The sequence below is a fragment of the Blautia sp. Sow4_E7 genome, assembly GCF_052116245.1.
Taxonomy (GTDB): domain Bacteria; phylum Bacillota; class Clostridia; order Lachnospirales; family Lachnospiraceae; genus Blautia_A.
Map to the genome: position 1 here is coordinate 1 of NZ_JBQKLL010000038.1, position 16,320 is coordinate 16,320.

The 16,320-nt window shown below is 47.0% G+C and carries 16 protein-coding genes; 11 read left to right on the plus strand and 5 right to left on the minus strand.

Annotated features, from left to right (window positions below):
* Positions 1 to 186: 186 nt before the first annotated feature.
* From ACTQ50_RS15810 to ACTQ50_RS15825, 4 genes are read right to left on the minus strand one after another with little or no spacing between them, the layout of a single operon-like run.
* Complete coding sequence (locus ACTQ50_RS15810) at positions 187 to 669, minus strand: hypothetical protein (RefSeq protein WP_441484981.1); 483 nt, start codon at positions 667 to 669, stop codon at positions 187 to 189.
* A 25-nt stretch (positions 670 to 694) separates the two neighbouring features.
* On the minus strand, positions 695 to 955 hold the full coding sequence (locus ACTQ50_RS15815) for a hypothetical protein (protein WP_441484982.1): 261 nt from the start codon (positions 953 to 955) through the stop codon (positions 695 to 697).
* Complete coding sequence (locus ACTQ50_RS15820; protein ID WP_441484983.1) at positions 936 to 1,517, minus strand: DUF3990 domain-containing protein; 582 nt, start codon at positions 1,515 to 1,517, stop codon at positions 936 to 938. The genes ACTQ50_RS15815 and ACTQ50_RS15820 overlap by 20 nt, the downstream gene beginning before the upstream one ends.
* Positions 1,514 to 1,735 (minus strand): DUF3791 domain-containing protein, encoded by a 222-nt coding sequence (locus tag ACTQ50_RS15825; RefSeq protein WP_107000209.1) that lies wholly within the window; start codon positions 1,733 to 1,735, stop codon positions 1,514 to 1,516. The genes ACTQ50_RS15820 and ACTQ50_RS15825 overlap by 4 nt, the downstream gene beginning before the upstream one ends.
* Before the next feature lie 153 nt (positions 1,736 to 1,888).
* On the opposite strand from ACTQ50_RS15825, the gene ACTQ50_RS15830 reads away from it, so the two are divergent.
* The 10 genes from ACTQ50_RS15830 (at position 1,889) to ACTQ50_RS15875 (ending at position 11,805) form a co-directional block, all read left to right on the plus strand.
* Positions 1,889 to 4,792 carry a phage tail tape measure protein gene (locus ACTQ50_RS15830; protein ID WP_441484984.1) on the plus strand — a complete coding sequence of 968 codons (2,904 nt, stop codon included), beginning with the start codon at positions 1,889 to 1,891 and terminating at the stop codon, positions 4,790 to 4,792.
* Positions 4,793 to 4,952: 160 nt separating this feature from the next.
* On the plus strand, positions 4,953 to 5,315 hold the full coding sequence (locus ACTQ50_RS15835) for a hypothetical protein (RefSeq protein WP_441484985.1): 363 nt from the start codon (positions 4,953 to 4,955) through the stop codon (positions 5,313 to 5,315).
* Positions 5,316 to 5,551: 236 nt separating this feature from the next.
* Positions 5,552 to 5,950, plus strand: a complete 399-nt coding sequence (locus tag ACTQ50_RS15840) for a hypothetical protein (protein ID WP_441484986.1) — start codon at positions 5,552 to 5,554, stop codon at positions 5,948 to 5,950.
* A 97-nt stretch (positions 5,951 to 6,047) separates the two neighbouring features.
* On the plus strand, positions 6,048 to 7,199 hold the full coding sequence (locus ACTQ50_RS15845) for an AAA family ATPase (protein WP_441484987.1): 1,152 nt from the start codon (positions 6,048 to 6,050) through the stop codon (positions 7,197 to 7,199).
* Positions 7,200 to 7,213: 14 nt separating this feature from the next.
* Positions 7,214 to 7,747 carry a hypothetical protein gene (locus ACTQ50_RS15850; RefSeq protein WP_441484988.1) on the plus strand — a complete coding sequence of 178 codons (534 nt, stop codon included), beginning with the start codon at positions 7,214 to 7,216 and terminating at the stop codon, positions 7,745 to 7,747.
* 221 nt (positions 7,748 to 7,968) lie between these two features.
* Positions 7,969 to 8,925 carry an AAA family ATPase gene (locus ACTQ50_RS15855; RefSeq protein ID WP_441484989.1) on the plus strand — a complete coding sequence of 319 codons (957 nt, stop codon included), beginning with the start codon at positions 7,969 to 7,971 and terminating at the stop codon, positions 8,923 to 8,925.
* A gap of 13 nt (positions 8,926 to 8,938) precedes the next feature.
* Positions 8,939 to 9,148 (plus strand): hypothetical protein, encoded by a 210-nt coding sequence (locus tag ACTQ50_RS15860; RefSeq protein ID WP_441484990.1) that lies wholly within the window; start codon positions 8,939 to 8,941, stop codon positions 9,146 to 9,148.
* Positions 9,126 to 10,631 (plus strand): recombinase family protein, encoded by a 1,506-nt coding sequence (locus ACTQ50_RS15865; RefSeq protein WP_441484991.1) that lies wholly within the window; start codon positions 9,126 to 9,128, stop codon positions 10,629 to 10,631. The genes ACTQ50_RS15860 and ACTQ50_RS15865 overlap by 23 nt, the downstream gene beginning before the upstream one ends.
* On the plus strand, positions 10,579 to 11,271 hold the full coding sequence (locus ACTQ50_RS15870; RefSeq protein WP_441484992.1) for a hypothetical protein: 693 nt from the start codon (positions 10,579 to 10,581) through the stop codon (positions 11,269 to 11,271). The genes ACTQ50_RS15865 and ACTQ50_RS15870 overlap by 53 nt, the downstream gene beginning before the upstream one ends.
* A 57-nt stretch (positions 11,272 to 11,328) precedes the next feature.
* Positions 11,329 to 11,805, plus strand: a complete 477-nt coding sequence (locus tag ACTQ50_RS15875) for a hypothetical protein (protein WP_441484993.1) — start codon at positions 11,329 to 11,331, stop codon at positions 11,803 to 11,805.
* 432 nt (positions 11,806 to 12,237) lie between these two features.
* Here ACTQ50_RS15875 and ACTQ50_RS15880 read toward each other — a convergent pair whose 3' ends face one another.
* Positions 12,238 to 13,719 (minus strand): DUF1846 domain-containing protein, encoded by a 1,482-nt coding sequence (locus ACTQ50_RS15880; RefSeq protein WP_441484994.1) that lies wholly within the window; start codon positions 13,717 to 13,719, stop codon positions 12,238 to 12,240.
* Between the two features lie 348 nt (positions 13,720 to 14,067).
* Here ACTQ50_RS15880 and ftsH point away from each other — a divergent pair, with 348 nt between their 5' ends.
* On the plus strand, positions 14,068 to 16,227 hold the full coding sequence (gene ftsH / locus ACTQ50_RS15885) for an ATP-dependent zinc metalloprotease FtsH (RefSeq protein ID WP_441484995.1): 2,160 nt from the start codon (positions 14,068 to 14,070) through the stop codon (positions 16,225 to 16,227).
* Positions 16,228 to 16,320: the final 93 nt, after the last annotated feature.

The following is a 16,320-nucleotide window of genomic DNA, read 5'->3' on the forward strand; positions in this document are numbered from 1 at the left end:
GCCGCCTCCTTAACTGAATTCACATTCAAGTACAAGCTTGACGGCATGGTCATCGATCAGGCGCAGACGTGACTGGCTTCCGTAGAGAAGGAGACTGGTGCATACTTTATCTCTACGGAAATTGACTGTTGAAGAGTATGCGGCTAAATACGGTGTTGAGCCTGTAACAGTTAGACAAGAGCAAGATTAGAGAAATGAGCAACCAATCAGGGTGCCATTCAGCTGCCAGTACTCCATATGGTCAATAATCCGGTATATTTTATCAAGGTACTTGGTTGTAAGTTTTTTCTCGAAATACCAATCTTTGATATCTTGATAGGTATCCCATGAGTTAGAGGCGGACATTGTGATAATGTAAGAGACTGTCCGGCGGGTGGATAATACAGTTTCATCACAGCGTCCCTGCTGAATAAAAAAAGCGAGGAAATCGTCTAATTGATCGCGCAATGGAAAAAGATTAAGTCTTCCCTTGCGGAGATAATCGGGTCCCTCCATCCAGAGTCCGGTGGAATAGTCAAATAGCATTTTGTATGCGGGAGAGGTTACAAAGCGAAAAAATACGTCGTTGAAGGAAACCCCGGTATCATCACAGTAGTCTGTGAGCATAGTGCGCATAACGAGTACGGCGCACATTTCGCGTTGTGAATCATCGATGGCAATCTCGTTCATAAAACCACCTCCTAATACTTATCTTTTATGCAGTTTTTCTGGAAGTGCAGTAGTCATAAAGACTCAGCAGATAATCAGAGCCTTCTTTCCAAATCTCTGTGTCAAAATCAAAGAGGGCTTCATACGCACGAGAACTTGTGAAACGAAGAAGAGCTTCCTCGTAAGAAATCTTTTCTCGTGCTGCAAGGGTTTCTACAGCTTCGCGCATCGCAATTACTGCGCAGCATTCCTTTTGAGAATCTGTAGATTTATAGTTTATAGCATTATCACAATTTGATGTTGCCATAGCGGTCACTCCTTATAAATTCAAGATGTTCGACGGCATCCTGAGTTCTGAAACAAAATTGATCCTTGAGACGGTTTGGTAAAAGTTTTTCAATCGTTTCTTTGTCTGCTTTTGGAGTCCCAGGCTCACCAGCACCTTCACCACTGATATAAATCTGAAGGGTACGGGCTGTCTGATCGTCGGCAATCTTTCCACCGATGATATCAATTACGCTGTATTTTTTCAGAAGCTGAGGAAAGAGATCTTTCTTTCGATTGGCCGCTACAAAATGCAGCCATTCGATACTGGGTTCTTGAAAAAAGTAAGCGAGAATGTTTGGATCATAGTGAAATTTGTAGACGGATATTTGTCCGTCAGCTGGATTAAAGTCTTTTGGAACAGCACCGATGTGTTTTGCTTTGCGAACAGAAAGCTGGACATAGTTATATGCTTGTTCATAAGATGAGGTTAAGTAGAAACCACGACCAAAATCGAGACCACCCATACAGTGGCTTAAGTCGATGTCAGGAATACTGACATAACTTCCGTGGTAGAGCAGCATTCCATCTTCAAGTCCTATCATACGGTAACACCTCGATTCTTGAGCAGGGTTTCAACATCATGCAAAGCACATTCGTAGCTATTCAAATGAAGAATGTCATAGCAGTCGGCGATAAATCCGAGAATGTCGTATTTCTTAAACAGTTCTGCGCAGTCGCTGGGAGACATTTTCCATTTGGATTGAGCCATCCGAAAGACCCAGCACTGCATATCGGCAATGTCAATATTATATCCACTCATAGAGCATACCTCCTTTGAGTACAATTTCTCAATTTAAGTATAGCTCTTTTTCTGTCGCTTAGCAATGACAGAATTGTAAATTTCAGATTATTTTCTGCCTGTCTGCTCCGTGCAGATGGGCTTTTCTTATGCCTGCAGGAGGTGGTTACGCAAATGGCATCCAGAATCCAGGGCATCACCGTTGAGATCGGCGGCGATACCACAAAGCTCTCCAAAGCACTGGAAAGTGTAAACAAGTCAATCAAGGGGACGCAGTCCGGACTGAAGGATGTCAACAAACTCCTGAAACTGGACCCCTCTAATACAGAACTGGTCGTCCAGAAGCAGAAGATGCTGAAGGATGCCATTGAAGCCACCAAGGAAAAGCTGGCAACTCTGAAGACTGCCGCACAGCAGGCCAATGAGCAGCTTGCCAACGGTGAGATCACCCAGCAGCAGTATGATGCTCTCCAGCGTGAGATCGTGGAGACCGAACAGAATCTGCGGTCTTTACAGGACCAGGCGGCGACCACGAATGCGACTCTTGCCAAGATCGATGAAGCAGGAGAAAAGCTCCAGAACATCGGGTCTTCGGTGGAGAATGTCGGTAAGAAGTTCCTGCCGGTGACCGCAGCAGTGACCGGTCTAGGTACTGCCGCTGTGAAGACCGCAGCCGACTTCGATTCCGAGATGAGTAAGGTCTCTGCCATTTCCGGTGCGACAGGAGATGACTTTGACCAGCTTCGTGCAAAAGCCCGTGAGATGGGTGCAAAGACCAAGTTCTCTGCATCCGAGGCAGCTTCGGCGATGGAATACATGGCCATGGCCGGATGGAAGACTTCTGACATGCTGAACGGCATCGAGGGTATCATGAACCTCGCGGCGGCTTCTGGTGAAGATCTCGCCACGACTTCGGATATCGTCACGGATGCCCTTACCGCGTTCGGCTTATCCGCTGCGGATTCCGGGCATTTTGCAGATATCCTTGCAGCTGCTTCTTCCAATGCGAACACCAATGTCTCCATGATGGGCGAGACGTTCAAGTACTGTGCGCCTATCGCCGGTGCGCTGGGGTTCTCGGCAGAGGATACCGCAGAAGCCATCGGCCTGATGGCAAACAGTGGTATCAAGGCTTCGCAGGCCGGTACTTCGCTACGTTCCATCATGAATAACCTTGCCGGTGAAGTGACCTTTGTGGGTAAAAATATCGGTGAGGTCACGATTGCGACCAGCAATGCGGATGGCAGCATGAGAAGCCTGAATGACATCCTTGCGGACTGCCGTGTGGCGTTCTCCGGGCTTTCGGAATCTGAGAAGGCCGCCAACGCAGAGGCACTGGTTGGCAAGAATGCCATGTCCGGCTTCCTTGCCCTGATGAATTCCAGCGAGACGGACATCAACAAACTGCGTGGTGCCATTGAAAACTGCGATGGTGCATCCGAGAGCATGGCAGAAACCATGCAGGACAATTTAAATGGTCAGCTCACCATCCTGAAATCTCAGCTGGAGGAGCTGGCTATTTCTTTTGGCGACATTCTGATGCCCACCATCCGCAGGATCGTGTCGGCGGTGCAGCAGTTCGTGGATAAGCTCAACAGCATGGATGAGGGTACCAGGGAAACGATCATCAAGATCGGACTGCTGGCGGCATCCATTGGTCCGCTGCTCATTGTTCTGGGTAAGACCATATCGACCGTCGGCACAGCGATGCGGGGGTTCAGTTCTCTTGCAAAGGGTGTTCGGCTTCTTATCACCCACGTGGGCAGTCAGGCCAGCTGCAACTATGGCATTGGCACGGATGGCCGTGTTTCTCTGTGCGTGGAGGAGAAGAACCGCAGCTGGTGCTCGTCCAGCAATTCCAATGACCAGAGGGCGGTCACCATCGAATGTGCCAGCGACATGAATGAGCCGTATGCGATGAACAGCGCCGTATATAACTCGCTCGTTAAGCTCTGCATCGATATCTGCAAACGTAACGGCAAGAAGAAGCTCCTGTGGCTGGGCGACAAGAATAAAACACTCAACTACGCTCCGGCAGCAGATGAGATGATCCTGACTGTTCACCGCTGGTTTGCCAACAAAAGCTGTCCCGGAAACTGGCTGTATGCCCGTCTGGGTGATCTGGCCGCAAGGGTGACCACGGCACTGGGCGGTTCATCTTCATCCGGCCTGCAGGCAGCTTCCCTTAAGAACCTGTCAGAAGCAGAGGCAGTGGCAAAGATCGGACCGCTGTTTACCGAAAACCAGAAGCAGTCCGGCATCCTCGCCTGCGTGTCGATGGCGCAGTTTATTCTGGAGTCCGGCTATGGTAAATCTGAGCTGGCACAGAATGCAAATAACTGCTTTGGCATGAAGACCTCGCTTTCCGGGAACAACTGGAGCGGCAGCAGTTGGGATGGCAAGTCGGTCTATACCAAGAAAACGCAGGAACAGAATGATGACGGTTCGATGGTCACGATCACCGCTGATTTCCGAAAGTACGCCTGTGTGGAGGACTCCATTGCTGACCACACTGCCTACCTGCTTGGTGCGATGAATGGCAGCAGGAAACGTTATGAAGGTCTGGCCGGATGCATGGACTACAAGAAGGCTGTGCAGATCATCAAGGACGGCGGCTATGCCACCAGCCACACCTATGTGCAGAATCTCTGCAATATCATCGAACGCTGGAACCTGACACAGTATAATGCAGCCTCTGGCAGTACCACCATTTCCGGCTGGTACCGTGTCCGTAAGAGTTGGCAGAATGCAGCTTCCCAGAAAGGGGCGTTCCATGATCTGTCCTATGCGAAGCAGTGTGCGGATGCGAATCCGGGGTATACGGTTTTTGACCCGACCGGAAAGGCGGTCTATCCTGTGAATCAGACTGCATCTGTGCCGTATGCGGTTCGCGTGTCTATCAATGACCTCAATATCCGTAAAGGACCGGGCACGAATTACGGTAAGACCGGTTATTATACCGGAAAGGGCGTGTTCACCATCGTGGCAGAATCTGCTGGTGCTGGTTCTGTGAAAGGCTGGGGCAAGCTGAAATCCGGTGCAGGCTGGATTGCACTCGACTTCGCAGTGCGTATCTGACCTTCATGGGCTTTCCTGAAAAGGAGAGCCTTTTTACATACAACGTAATCGTCAGTTCTGCCCGATTATATGGGCAGATATTCTACGATTTATAATTCGAATTTAGCTTGCTATAAGTGCCGGATAGAGCAAATATGTCACTAAGGAAGCAGTCACAGAGTTGGAAAACAGACTTCTCGACAAAGAGGAACAGCTGGAGAAGCTGGAACACGAAGCCCAGCAGCAGGCCGAACAGGTCCGGTACATGGAAGATTACTGGAAGAAGCTGGAGCAGACCCATGAAATCCGGGAGAAAACACTGCAATGGCTGGATTCTCTGGCGGGAGGGACGCAGGTGTTTCTGGATGAAGCAGTTGGAACGTATGTGAAAGCCTTTGTGCTTTCCGTTACCATTTTTTCACCGAAACATTTTAGAATCCACTGGTTTGATGACACCTGCACGAAAGTGGAGTGTGACAGCGTATTTGAGGGCTACGTTGAACTGCGTGAGACAGGTCAACGGACTCTGCATTCGGTACCATAGAGAAAAGAGAAAGGAAAAAACGGCACACACGCTGATGATCCGGAAACGGAAAGCACAAGAGCGAGCAATGCTAGAGCAGGAAGCATGATTTTGGCAACCCCACTGGATGAGACATTTCGTCTTGTCTGGTGGGGATTTTTTTGCTTTTGGAGGATTTTTCTTCCGAACCCATTGCTATGTGCAAAATTCTGCTATATGTTGAGAGTACAGAAATACACATAGCAGGAGAGAACGACATGAAGAGATTAGCATGGCTTTCAGTAGAAGATTACGCAGCGACCCAGATGGAACTGGTGGTCGTGAGTGCAATGAAAGGGTATCTGCGGCGGATGCCGGAGAAAGAGGCGCTTAAAAAAGTAGAGGCTATCCTTGACCCGAAGGTGATCCGGTTAGTCGGTGATGATGGCGCACCGATGCCGGTACAAAGCAATGTTGACGGAGAAAAGCTCGCTGCGTTCATCAATGCGGCCGTGGCAGACAGCATCAAGGAACTGGAGAAGAGAGAAGATGACCTGTCAAAAGCTGGTGTGACCATGCTGGGAAATGTGGATGGTAAGAGCATGGTGAAACAGATGAGCCCAGAGTTTTTGGAATTCGTGCTGGATGCGTATCGGAGTTTGAAATACGGAAAATAAAAACGAAAAAGGCGTTGATAATTTCCGGAGAATAGGGTATAATGAATTTGATGGAAAATAAAAACGCGAAAACCGTTTTTAGAAGGGGGAATGGTACATGAAAATACTTCGTATTACAGCACAAGGACTTCCGTTGTTTAAGGAGGACTTGGATATTTGCTTTTACACTCAGCAGCGTGTGAGTGAAGATGACAAGAATAATTTGTACAACCTGATTGATAACTATTACCTTCATTCTGCATGTGCGTTTATTGGAATCAATGCTTCTGGTAAAACCTCTGTGCTGAAAGTCATCAATTTAGCACTGAACATTATAAAGAATGAGCCAATCAATCATGTGGAGGCAAAAACCATTCTTGGAGGATCAGAGAAAGCTACGATTCGCACATACTTTTATGATAAGCGCAAATATATCTGCTGTCTTGAAACCGTGATTACAGCGAAAAAAGCAAAGACTGGCGAGTATGTGTATTCAATCTTGTCTGAAAGACTATGGGAAAAGCCGATTGCAAGCGTTAAGTCGAAAAAATATTTGACGGATTTCGATGGAATAGAGCCTGTTGATTCACGTAATAGCAATGAAGCTTATCTTTCAGATGATGTCAGCTTTATTATCGCTCATAATAAAAAGGTAAATGACACTGTTGATGTGTTTAGCCTTCTTTCATATACGAATGTGAATGTTTTGCCTTTTACAGAAGATATTCCGCTGGAAGTGATTACTTTTCTTGACCCGACTATTGAGAAGCTATGCTTTGAGCAGACGGAAGGAAAAACATTTATTCATCTGAAATTTAGAGATGAAGATGAGATAATCTTGAATAATGCGGTAGATCTTGAACAGTATTTGTCCTCTGGTACAATTAAGGGCATTATTACATTTTCGATGGTGAAAGAGGTTCTTCAATCTGGAGGATACCTTCTGGTAGATGAAATTGAAAATCATTTTAATAAAGAAATTGTAACGACTCTGATGCGCTTCTTCATGGACAGCCGACTTAACAAAAGAGGCGGAACGCTGATTTTTACAACGCATTATCCGGAACTGCTGGATGAATATGACAGAAATGATGGAATTTGTATCGTAAGAAATCGAAATGGCATTACAGTGGAAAACTTGAGCTATATTCTAAAGCGCAATGACATTAAGAAGAGCGATGCATATCAAAGCGGATTCCTGGAAGGAACAACTCCAGCGTATGAAGCATATATGCGTTTGAAGAAAAATCTGGCCGCTTCAATTAAATAAGGGGGGGCGGTAGGATGAAGTTAGCACCATATATAGCGTGTATATGTGAAGGATCAGCAGAAGCCGCAATTATTGATGTTCTAGTGGATAATAATCTTTTGATTTTTACAAGAGAAGATATGCTTGAAGAAAATGTTATTCGCTGCAGGAGCGCTAAGACATTTGAGGAACGCTTCTTACGTAAAGGATTTAAAGATCAGATTTCTGTCATAAGGATTCTCGACTCTCGGAGAGAAGAGTTTAGGCTTAGCAAAGCTTATGAGAAGAAGGTTGATGTGATCAATGTTATTACTGCTCCGGAGATAGAGATGCTGATTATTCATAGCGAAGGAGCCTATGAGCGATTTAAGCGTTCAGGAAAGAAACCGAGTGAATTTTGTAAAGCAGATCTTCGTATGCATAATGTGAAATCGTATGATTTTGTGAAAGATTATTTTAGTAATTCACAGACATTAGTTAGTGCAATAAAAGAGTATCGTAGAACCGCAAATATTCCTAAAGGTCCTCCTTATGTTTACCCGCATAAGGCTGTAACAATTATCCCGTAGAGAAAAATACATAGCAACTGGTTATAGAAGAGTTTAAGACCGCAAAAGCTAACACTCCTATCTGTTGTGTGGTCTTAGCCCATTTTGCTACCTGCTATGTAGCAAAACATGAAACGTGCTACATGATAGGTAGCAGTCAAATCATCAATCAAACCTTATAATATAAATGTAGAAAAGACTGCACATGGAAAGGAACGATGATGACGAGCAAAGGAGAAAAAGTGATTCTTACATTATACAGTGATGTACAGGCGACTTCTGTTCGTTGGCTGTGGTATCCGTTCATAGCAGTTGGGAAGATCACATTGCTGCAAGGCGACCCCGGCGATGGTAAATCCACAATGATGATGAATCTGATAGCGGAGTTATCCAAAGGCGGAAAGCTGCCGGATGGCAAAGCAGTCGGATTATCGCAGAGGGTTATTTATCAATGTTCAGAAGATGGTGTGTCAGATACCATCAAGCCCCGGCTGGAAAAGTGTGGGGCGGATTGCGGGAATGTGGCCTTTATAAACGAAGAAACATACAGTGGCCTGACACTGGATGATGAACGCATCCGGCAGGCTATTATAGAATTTCGGCCGAAACTGGTAGTCATCGACCCGATACAGGCGTATCTCGGAAGTGATTCTGACCTTCAGATCGCAGGCAGAGCAAGAAAGCTGATGCAGCGTCTTGGTATGTGGGCATCTGTATATGACTGTGCCATTGTGCTGATCGGTCACCTCAACAAAAAAGAGGGAACAAAAGGTCTGTATCGGAGCCTTGGCAGTATTGATGCGGTGGCGGCCGCCCGGAGTGTCCTGCAGGTGGAGCGAGATCCAAAGAACACAGATGTCCGCATCGTCCGGCAGATAAAAAATAGTCTGGCTCCGTCTGATGGTGAAATCAAATTTTCGATAACAGCGGAGCAGGGCTTCCAATGGCTGGAGTGTGAAATTACGCCAGATCCATTAGCAGAGCCGGAAACACCAGTATTTGAATCAAAGTCTGAAAAAGCAGCCTACCTGATTAAGAAGCTGCTTTCAGAAGATGATATGAGATCCAGAGAAATCTATATGCGGTTGAGCGATGAAGGTATTAGCCGTAGAACAGCAGAAAACACAAAGAAAGAACTCGGCATCCGAAGTTATCGGAAGATGCGCCAGTGGTATTGGAGTATAAAACCGGGGGAATGAGAGGAACTATAGAATGAGCAGTGGAACAGAAGCGATAGATCGTAAGCAGAGGATTAGAGACCGATATAGAGGTGTGGATACTTCCGAACTGGAGGTTATCCCGGCCAAAATTGTGGAGGGGCTTGGAGAAAGCACCTCTATTCGTCGTGTCGCTGCCTATGTACGTGTTTCCACTGACAATGACGAACAGACTTCCTCGTATGAGCTTCAGAAATATCGTTGACTGCCTTTCTGTTATCGAAACGCTGAAAAATCTTGACCCGCCTGTAGGGGTGAAATTTGAAGCGGATAATATCTATACGCTGGACAGTAACGGACGCATGATCCTGACGATTCTGGCATCCGTGGCAGAGGAAGAATCCCATTCCAAATCAATTATCATGAACTGGTCCATTGATCGCCGGTTCAGCCGTGGACTTTTCCTTACGCCGGCGTTGCTTGGATATGACCAGGATGAGGATGGTAACCTTGTGGTGAATCAGGATGAGGCCCAGACAGTAAAGGTTATTTATTACCTGTACCTGAATGGATTTTCGCTGAAGGATATTGCGGAACTCCTGACAGATTACGAAAGAAAGACAAAACTAGGGAACACAGAATGGAATCCGGGCACGATTGCCGGCATCATTGCAAACGAACGCCATTGTGGGGATGTGTTGGCGAGAAAGACCTTCACACCGAACTTCCTTACGCACAAGGCAAAGAAGAACAACAATGATCGAACGCAGTATCGTCAGCGGGATCATCACGAGGCGATTGTCTCCAGAGATGTTTTCAATGCGGCCAATCATCTGCGCGCATCCCGGACGTATAAAAAGAAAAATCATCCGTTGCCTGTTTTGAGTGTGGTAGATGATGGCATCCTTCACGGATATGTGCCTTTTGATAAGGATTGGACAGGTTTCTCGGCAGAGGAATACCGGGAAGCATCTGAAAGTGTCATGCGGGAAAAACAGCCCAACACGGTAGAAGTAATGAAACGTCTGGATCTTACTGGCTATGAAGTAGTCCGGGCACAGTATTTTGCAACCTTGCAGAATCCGGCGATGACAATTTCAAACGGAAGGCTGCGTTTTAATGCTGCTTGTCTGAAAAAGTTTGATGATGTGGAATATGTAGAGCTTTTATTGAATTCGGTTGACAGATGTATTGCCATTCGGCCGTGCGAAAAGAGCAATCCGAATGCAATCCGCTGGGGCAGATTGAAAGAAGGACGCTGGTGTGCAAGTACCCTTGGGTGTCGAGGACTGGCAAAGGCTCTTTTTGACATTATGGAGTGGGACGAAGATTTGAAGTACCGCTTCCGTGGTCAGCTTGTGGAGCAGGGAGGCGATAAGCTGATGCTCTTTGAACTGGATGAGCCGGAGATGATCAAGGTGGAGGAAATCGTCCTGCCACCTAAGGAGGAAGAATCGGAAGGCGAAACAGTTAAAAAGACGATTTATATTTTCCCACCGGAATGGGCGGGGACTTTTGGCCAGCCAATCACGAGCGTCGCACAGATTGGTATTTTGCAGCAGGAGCATTATGCCGGCAATTGGGATGTACTTCGGCCGGCATCAGAAATTAAGGAAATGAACATTTTTACCGCAGATGGTCTGAATACGCTGCTCCATGAAGCGGAAGAAATAATGGAAGGATGGATTGACATAGATGGAGGAAAACAAAACGTTGATGCCGCCGAAGGAGCAGGCATTGGAGACTGAAAGAGATGCAAAGGCTGAAGAACTGGAGAGCACTTTTTCATATGATGGATATCAAGTGGTGCGAAAAGAACTGTTCGCTCACCTCCGGGACCCGGCAATTGTGATTCGAAAAGACAGCATCACATTCAACACAGCCTGCATCAGTGTGCTGGAAGATGTGGTTTATGTACACGTCATGTTCAACAGTGACTTGAAGCGTATCGTTGTACGCGGCTGTGATGAAAATGATAAGGATGCTTTGCGTTGGTGCATTGCGAAGCCGGACAAGCGGAAGAGCAGAAAGATGTCCTGTAAGCCATTTTCAGAATTGGTTTATAACGAGATGGGCTGGGATAGTGACTGCCGCTATAAGATACTGGGGTATCGAATCAACTTTGAAGGAGAGACCTTGTATGTTTTTGACCTTCTCGTGCCAGAAATTTTCCACGAAGGTCAGAAACGGAAGAAAGGGGAAAGTGCGCCACAATCAGAGGAAACAAAGCCTGTAAATACCAGGAAGGGATTTTACCCGGATGATATTGCGGGTACTTTTGGCGTGCCTGTAGAAGAACACCTGAAAGAATCAGAAGTGAAGCAGATAGATGGATATGTGTCGATGGGCATCCTGACGGGGAAGGTCCCCGGTGCCAGTGCGGATTAGAATGATGAAAAGGAACCAAGGGGGAAGTGCGCCCATTTTTAGGAGGAGGTGAGTAGATTGCAGGAACAGAAAATATGGCACGCCGGTGTTCTCGGTATGACATTAAACATGGATGAAGGACGGATCACGATTTTTCGCAGCACACTTGAAACGCTCGGCTGGCCGTCACACTATCGGTTTTTATACAATCCCCAAATGAATCAGATCGCCGTGCAGGTATGCAGTGCGGCAGATGCAGGAGCTCATCGAGTGGGAAAGCTGAATGAGTTCAGCAGCTGTGAGATCAAGTGCGTGGCCTTCGTGCGAATGGTTTATAAAAATGCCCAATGGGATCGCAGATCTTACCGCATGATTGGAAATCCGTTCCCGGAGCAGAGACTGGTCAGCTTTCAAATTCAAGAAGCACTGCCGATTGAAAATGGGAGAGTGCTGGACGGAACAGTAAGCCCCACGTTTGCCCTGTGTCGGGCAGAAGGGTCTCCATCGCAAAACAATCCAACCCCGGAAGAAAAAGCCGACAGTGGGGCAGTATAAGGGGCGTGTAGCGAAGCAAAGAAAGAGGTGGGAGCCGAAAAATAGAATATCCGAAATAAAAGAAGCCCACTTGGTCACCATCCGGCTTGCTTAAAGCGTAGCAGGCAGGAACGGAAACCAGGTGGGCTTTTTTAACAATCAAATAAGTGAGCTTTTTGCACCGATATTTAGGTTATCAATTTTCGAGTTGATGGCCTATTTTTTGCGTCTAAAAACATAGAAACACTATATGTAGTGGTCAATGATTATTTTATACCGATATATTGTATTTTGCCGAAGAAATGCGTAGTAAAGGAATGTCCTCTAGCTTAATGCAGGGTGTGCTTATGCATGGGGAAATTCTGCGTCTGGCGCCCATGATCGATCATGAATTTTCCACTTATCCAGCTATCCGCACATAAATGTTAATAACAATTTATAAAAGCAACCTATTTACTGCAATTTTTTCCCCTGCTCAAATTTCGGCTCGCAGGTCAGTTCTACGCCCAGCTTGCGGAAGGAAAGGATATCTACGGAAGACAGCATAACAGAAGTATGTGCCTGGCAGCCTTTCAGCTTCGGAATCTGCTCCAGGGCAAGGCGTGCGTCCGGATTGGTGGCAGCACTGATGGAAAGCGCGATCATGGTTTCATCCATATGAAGACGCGGGTTCCTGCTTCCAAGATAATCTGTTTTCAGCTCCTGGATCGGATGAATGGCATCCGGGGAGATCACATGCTTGCTGTGGTCAATTCCAGCCAGCTCTTTCAGTACGTTCAGAAGGAGAGCAGAAGAGGCACCAAGAAGATCAGAGGTTTTGCCAGTGATGATTCTTCCATCATCCAGTTCCATGGCAGCAGCCGGAGCACCGGTAGCGTTCTCTCGCTCAAGGGCAGCCGGAACTACTTTACGGTCCTCCAGAGTTGCATGAGCCTGTTTCAGAAGAAGCTCGATCTTGTAAACCTCTTCCTCTGTGCCAGTACCAGTCATGAGAGCGTCCATGCTCTTATAATATCTGCGGATGATCTCCTGGCGGGAAGCTTCCTGGCAGACTTCATCATCCACGATACAGTTTCCAGCCATATTTACGCCCATGTCTGTAGGGGATTTGTACGGGCATTCGCCCATGATCTTCTCAAACATAGCCTGTACAACCGGGAAAATTTCCACGTCGCGGTTATAGTTGACAGTAGTTTCGCCATAAGCTTCCAGGTGGAATGGATCAATCATATTGACATCATTCAGGTCAGCAGTAGCGGCCTCATAAGCCAGGTTTACCGGGTGCTTCAGCGGGATATTCCAGATCGGGAAGGTTTCGAATTTGGCGTAGCCTGCGCTGACACCTCGCTTATATTCATGATAAAGCTGGGAAAGACAGGTAGCCATTTTTCCGCTTCCTGGTCCTGGTGCGGTGATGACAACCAGCGGGCGGGTGGTTTCGATATAATCATTCCTGCCGTATCCCTCGTCACTTACGATCAGGGAAGTGTTGCTTGGATAACCTGGGATATTGTAAAGCACGTAAACCTTGATTCCAAGCTTCTCCAGACGCTTCTTAAAGGCGTCTGCGCTGTCCTGTCCGGAGTAACGTGTGATGCAGACACTTCCTACATAAAGTCCCCTGCTGGTAAACTCGTTCATCAGACGGAGCACATCCTCGTCATAGGTGATGCCAAGATCGCCGCGGACCTTATTTTTCTCAATGTCAGGTGCACCGATTACGATTACGATCTCAGCCTGGTCAGAAAGCTGCATCAGCATGCGGAGTTTGCTGTCTGGCTCAAAACCTGGAAGAACACGGGAAGCATGGTAGTCGTCAAACAGCTTGCCTCCAAATTCCAGATAAAGCTTGTTGTCAAATTTGCTGATTCGCTCACGAATGTGCTCGGACTGCATTTTCAGATACTTGTCATTATCGAATCCAATTTTTTTCATTCTGCCTTTCCTCTCTCTTTCTCTGGGCTACTCTTCACTATGCTGGCGAAAAATATCTGATGGAATATTTGCTGCGCATAGTGATCCTTGGTTCCTCATCCATTATGTTATATTTTGCCTGTAAAAAGTACGACAAAAAAGTATGCAGCAGATGCGATTGGTATCCGCCGCGAAAAAACCATGTTCCTAGTATACTACAGTTCGCACCGTAAAAAAAGTATCTATTTGCCCTCAAATGTAAATTTTTTTGACCTTTTTTTCTCAAAAATTCAGAGGGTTTTCACAATATCCAGGTTGATTTATTTATGGTTCTTCTTTATAATAAAAAAGATAGTAAGGAGGAACGAAATGGATAATAATCTGGATAACAATCAAGGCGGCCGACGCCCTGATAAAGGGGATCCAAGGAGAAATCAGGATCCGAACCGCAATAAGAAAAATCATCAGTCCATTCTGGCTTTTCTGATATGTCTTTTGGTTACTCTGGTGTGTTTCAGCCTGTTTACCAATATGCTGCAGGATAATTCCAGTGAGATTACGTATGATAAGTTTATTGATATGGTGAATAACGACGAAGTGAAATCCGTTACACTTCAGTCTGACAACCTGACCATCGTGCCAAAGAAGCAGGTGAATCCTTATCAGGAGATCAGTTATTACACCAATCTGACAGAAGATGAGACTGCCCTTACCAAACGTCTGGAAGGAACCGGCATTATTTTCAAATCTGAGCCGCCGGATGCTTTCGGGGAATTTATGGCAATGATGCTCAGCGTACTTTTGCCGTCTGTACTTCTGTTTGTACTGCTTATGTTCTTTATGCGCCGTATGAACAAAGGCGGCGGTGGCGTAATGGGCGTTGGGAAAAGCCGCGCAAAGGCTTACGTCCAGAAGGAGACCGGGATCACATTCAAGGATGTGGCAGGTCAGGACGAGGCCAAGGAGTCTTTGCAGGAGGTTGTAGAGTTTCTTCACAACCCGGGCAAATACGTGGAGATTGGTGCCAAGCTTCCTAAGGGTGCCCTTCTTGTAGGACCTCCAGGTACTGGTAAAACCCTTCTTGCCAAAGCTGTGGCAGGTGAGGCACATGTACCGTTCTTTTCCCTTTCCGGATCAGAATTTGTGGAGATGTTCGTTGGTGTAGGTGCTTCCCGTGTCCGCGATCTTTTCGAAGAGGCTAAGAAGAATGCACCGTGTATCGTGTTCATTGATGAGATCGATGCCATTGGTAAAAGCCGTGATTCCCATTACGGCGGTGGCAATGACGAGCGTGAGCAGACTCTGAACCAGCTGCTTGCGGAGATGGATGGTTTTGATACTTCCAAGGGACTTTTGATCCTGGCAGCTACCAACCGTCCGGAGGTACTGGATCCGGCACTTCTCCGTCCAGGACGTTTTGACCGCCGTGTTATCGTAGACCGTCCGGATCTGAAGGGACGTGTTGATATTCTGAAGGTTCACGCGAAGAACGTAAGACTGGACGACACCGTTGATTTCGAGGCGATTGCCCTTGCCACATCTGGTGCTGTTGGTTCTGATCTTGCCAATATGGTCAATGAGGCAGCAATCCTGGCTGTTAAGAATGGCCGCCACGCAGTTTCCCAGAAAGACCTTCAGGAATCTGTAGAGGTAGTTCTTGTTGGAAAAGAGAAGAAGGACCGTATCCTAAGCGCACAGGAGCGCCGTATCGTATCTTACCACGAGGTTGGACATGCGCTGGTAAGTGCCCTTCAGAAGGATGCAGAGCCGGTGCAGAAGATCACCATTGTGCCTCGTACCATGGGTGCACTTGGCTATGTGATGCAGGTTCCGGAGGAAGAGAAGTATCTGAACACCCAGAAGGAGCTGGAGGCCATGCTGGTGGGATATCTTGGCGGACGTGCTGCTGAGGAGATCGTTTTTGACAGCGTGACTACAGGTGCTTCCAATGATATTGAGCAGGCCACCAAGGTGGCGCGTGCTATGATCACACAGTACGGTATGTCCAAGAAATTCGGTCTTATGGGTCTTGCAACCCAGGAGAACCAGTATCTGAATGGACGTGCAGTTCTCAACTGCGGTGACAATACAGCCACAGAAGTTGACCACGAGGTGATGGAGCTGCTCCGTGTTTCCTATGAAGAAGCCAAGCGCCTGATCAGCAGCCACAGAGAGGCTCTGGACAAGATCGCAGCCTACCTGATCCGCAAGGAGACCATTACAGGTAAGGAATTTATGATCATTTTCCGTGCGGTAGAGAAAGGCCTGGAAGTCTCCGACGAGCTGGATGCTGAGGGATTGAAAGCACTGGATGAGGCTGTGAAAGCGGAGAATAAGGCGGAAGAAGAGGCAAATGCGGAAGAAGAGGCAAATGCAGAAGCAGAACCAACTGCAAACGCTGAAACTATAGATGCGGAAGAGCCAACTGCAAATGACGAAAATGCGGAAACTGCAGAAACATCCGCGCCTACAGTCCAGGCTGCATCTGAAATGCCTGCTGAAAATTCCGAAGATACAGAAAGTCACTGAATTTAAGCAAACTCTGCTATTGGGGTTCAGTGCATGAAATAATTGACCGAAACAGATAATATAGAATAAAACAGCAGAACCGGGAGACACGTT

Bases quoted from the DNA above. Each gene is read 5' to 3' on its own strand.
- ACTQ50_RS15840 (WP_441484986.1), top strand. From the start codon at position 5,552: ATGAAGAGATTAGCATGGCTTTCAGTAGAAGATTACGCAGCGACCCAG.
- ACTQ50_RS15870 (WP_441484992.1), top strand. From the start codon at position 10,579: ATGGAGGAAAACAAAACGTTGATGCCGCCGAAGGAGCAGGCATTGGAG.
- ACTQ50_RS15820 (WP_441484983.1), bottom strand. From the start codon at position 1,517: ATGATAGGACTTGAAGATGGAATGCTGCTCTACCACGGAAGTTATGTC.
- ACTQ50_RS15865 (WP_441484991.1), top strand. From the start codon at position 9,126: ATGAGCTTCAGAAATATCGTTGACTGCCTTTCTGTTATCGAAACGCTG.
- ACTQ50_RS15850 (WP_441484988.1), top strand. From the start codon at position 7,214: ATGAAGTTAGCACCATATATAGCGTGTATATGTGAAGGATCAGCAGAA.
- ACTQ50_RS15860 (WP_441484990.1), top strand. From the start codon at position 8,939: ATGAGCAGTGGAACAGAAGCGATAGATCGTAAGCAGAGGATTAGAGAC.
- ftsH (WP_441484995.1), top strand. From the start codon at position 14,068: ATGGATAATAATCTGGATAACAATCAAGGCGGCCGACGCCCTGATAAA.
- ACTQ50_RS15845 (WP_441484987.1), top strand. From the start codon at position 6,048: ATGAAAATACTTCGTATTACAGCACAAGGACTTCCGTTGTTTAAGGAG.
- ACTQ50_RS15815 (WP_441484982.1), bottom strand. From the start codon at position 955: ATGGCAACATCAAATTGTGATAATGCTATAAACTATAAATCTACAGAT.
- ACTQ50_RS15810 (WP_441484981.1), bottom strand. From the start codon at position 669: ATGAACGAGATTGCCATCGATGATTCACAACGCGAAATGTGCGCCGTA.
- ACTQ50_RS15830 (WP_441484984.1), top strand. From the start codon at position 1,889: ATGGCATCCAGAATCCAGGGCATCACCGTTGAGATCGGCGGCGATACC.
- ACTQ50_RS15825 (WP_107000209.1), bottom strand. From the start codon at position 1,735: ATGAGTGGATATAATATTGACATTGCCGATATGCAGTGCTGGGTCTTT.
- ACTQ50_RS15880 (WP_441484994.1), bottom strand. From the start codon at position 13,719: ATGAAAAAAATTGGATTCGATAATGACAAGTATCTGAAAATGCAGTCC.